The 2,605-nt window shown below is 41.7% G+C and carries 3 protein-coding genes and 1 pseudogene; 3 read left to right on the top strand and 1 reads right to left on the bottom strand.

Annotation, left to right across the window (positions count from 1 at the left end; genetic code table 11):
* From HOO90_RS11030 to HOO90_RS11020, 3 genes and pseudogenes are all read left to right on the top strand, one after another.
* A pseudogene (locus tag HOO90_RS11030) lies at window positions 1-253 on the top strand (DUF2063 domain-containing protein); the annotation flags it as partial.
* A gap of 243 nt (window positions 254-496) precedes the next feature.
* Window positions 497-904: a hypothetical protein gene (locus tag HOO90_RS11025; RefSeq protein WP_292843020.1), complete on the top strand. Its 408-nt coding sequence runs from the start codon at window positions 497-499 to the stop codon at window positions 902-904.
* Window positions 904-1,356 (top strand): hypothetical protein, encoded by a 453-nt coding sequence (locus HOO90_RS11020; protein ID WP_292843018.1) that lies wholly within the window; start codon window positions 904-906, stop codon window positions 1,354-1,356. The genes HOO90_RS11025 and HOO90_RS11020 overlap by 1 nt, the downstream gene beginning before the upstream one ends.
* 606 nt (window positions 1,357-1,962) lie before the next feature.
* On the opposite strand, the gene HOO90_RS11015 is transcribed toward HOO90_RS11020, so the two are convergent.
* Window positions 1,963-2,605: DMT family transporter (locus HOO90_RS11015; protein WP_292843016.1), on the bottom strand; the 643-nt coding region annotated here is incomplete at its 5' end.

The following is a 2,605-nucleotide window of genomic DNA, read 5'->3' as shown; positions in this document are numbered from 1 at the left end:
AACCCCAACAAAACCCGCACAAGAAAGCACTTATCAATCATGGCTTATTTGGCGCAAAAAATTCAATTCACAATTTAGGTTGGTTACTGAAATGGAAGTGATTGCCTTAAATATGGCGATGGCTGGCGCAACGTTTGGTGAGGTTTGTGAGAGTTTAGAAGGTGAGATGGATGAACAAGAAGCCATGACGACAGCGGCACAATATCTGGCCACTTGGTTGCAAGAAGGCATGATTAGCGCGGTTAATCAGTAATAAATCCCACAAGTCCGTCTTCTTCACATTGCTCAGAATGCCTGAATTTGCAAATATCTAAAATTAGTACTTTTTTCTAATATACTCATATCTCGTTCAAAATTATTGATTACATTTGACTAGACTGCTAATGTGCTTAATAAATAAATTTATATATAAAAAAAAAGTTTTTTTCAGTCATCCGAATAAATGATTAAATTTTATGTTTAATCTACAAATATAAATCGAACATGGAATTGATAGATGGATAATGTAGAAAACCAACAAATTACAGAAACTATACCAGTATATGGTTTGCTTTCTGATGCCAACATTGGAACTTGGCAAGCAGATTACCCTTTAACTGCATTAGATTTTGAGCACATCAAAAAGGGAAAATCTTTAACTTTTAATTGGGCAAATAGCTTGCTTTTGACAACCATAGGCTTTGGATTAAATCTACTTGCAAAAGGGGCTTCACAAATTGCAGGTATAGATCAAAAAATCTATATCGGCGAATGGATTGCACTTGCTTTAGGTTTTGTACTTACACTAATTCTATATTTAATCGGATTACGTCTACCAAATGATAGAAAAAAAGTTATGAATAATATTGAGGAACATTTTAATAAGTCTCCAAAAAAACGTCAGGTTGTAAAAGGAGATAAATGATGACGTTTACAAAAACAAATTTACCTACATCATTTATTCCATATGCCAGCTTAACTGTTTGTAGTAATGTGCTAATAGGAGGATCCCATATTGTTTCGGTTGGGGATGTTCTGCCATTACTAATTGGTAAAGGTGACAAGCCTCAAATTTGGATTCAAGCGCTAAATAACTCAAAAACAATGGAGTTTATTTCTATTGTTGAAAACTCTGTTTCTAAGCATCCCGCAGTAGAAATTTTAGAAACCTCAGGTTCAATTGTAGTTTCGATACAGGGTGTTAAAATACTAAGCGTGAGAAAAGTTGACGAGGATTCTGCTGCAGTTGACAGTATGGATTTAAGACCGATAGGCTTAAATCTTCATGGAAACTCAGCATCAATGCATATAGGAACATCAACGTTCTCAGGTAACACTATGAGTGGCGGTGGAGTACTATTAGGATTAGGTGTATAAGTTAGCTCCTAGGGCGCACTCGCTTGCAGTACGCCATATGAAGCCTCCCTTTTCGCCTTTGGGCGAGTTACTTTCTTTTGCTTGTCCAAAAGAAAGTAACCAAAGTAAACGACACCCCCTACCGCTTGTTTCCTGCCCTGCTCAGCTTGATCGGCGGCAATCGGAAACTCGCTTCGCTCAAACAGCCGCTTGCCGAAAACTCCCATGAAACTGAGCAGCGCAGGCGCGGTAGCAGGGGATTTTTAGGTCAAAAACACAAAATCAAAACCTCTCGTCATCCTCGCGAAAGCGGGGATCCAGTTTGAATTTAAAAATACCTAAAATGGATCCCCGCTTTCGCGAGGATGACGGCGGTGGGGTGCCGTTTTGGCTTCGACCGCCACTAAAGTGGCTTAACCTAAAGGTTAGCCTACACCGCAACTTCGTTATCTTGAGTTACTTTCTTTTCAGGCAGTTAAAAGGCAAGCGACTAGCTGTCGGGCTAGCCCCGACATGGTTCATGTTTCACCAATGTCCAAAGTCACTGGATTCCGTGTCAAGCACGGAATAACGGCTTAAACACCTGCCCTGCGACCCGCATGGATATTGGCTCGCAGGGCAGGTGTTTTATGTTTTCTTGTAACTAATTTTACTAAACACCAACAACCCGCCCGCCACAATAATTAACATGCCGACTAAACCCATAAAATCTGGGGTATGGTCAAAAAAGATGTAGCCAATTAGGCCTGCAAATAATAGCTGCGTGTATGAAAATGGCGCAAGTGTGGAGGGTTTTGCGTGTTGGTAGGCTTTGGTCATCCACAAGTGGCTGACAAGTGCTGATACGCCTAGTAGCACCATCAATATGGCAAAATGTAGCGTGGGTGTTTTCCAAAAAAATGGCAGTAGCAAGCTGGTGACTATTGCGCAAACCAACCCGCTAATAAAGTTGGTGGTGCTTGATTTGTCAGTATGGTTAAGCTTGCGGGTGATGATTTGATACAGGCTGAACGAGAATGCCGCGCCTAACGCTAGCAATGCAACGGGGTGAAACATGCTGCCACCAGGGCGTACGATGAATAAAACACCTATAAAGCCAATTGCCACCGCAACCCACTGTAAGCGCGCGATGCGTTCACCCAATAGTGGGCCAGACATTGCCGTGATTATTAACGGGCTGAGGTAAATAATGGCCGTGCCTTCCGCCAAGGGGATGTAGTGTAAGGCGCTGATGAACATCAAGTTGGTATTCGCCATGCATAAGCCGCGA

The organism is Methylotenera sp., assembly GCF_013141425.1.
In the GTDB taxonomy this organism is placed as follows: Bacteria; Pseudomonadota; Gammaproteobacteria; order Burkholderiales; family Methylophilaceae; genus Methylotenera.
The sequence above is the reverse complement of the archived record's forward strand: the minus strand, read 5'-3'. Positions and strand labels throughout refer to the sequence as shown.

Coding starts and splice junctions, on each gene's coding strand:
- HOO90_RS11025 (WP_292843020.1), top strand. CDS start 497: ATGGATAATGTAGAAAACCAACAAATTACAGAAACTATACCAGTATAT.
- HOO90_RS11020 (WP_292843018.1), top strand. CDS start 904: ATGACGTTTACAAAAACAAATTTACCTACATCATTTATTCCATATGCC.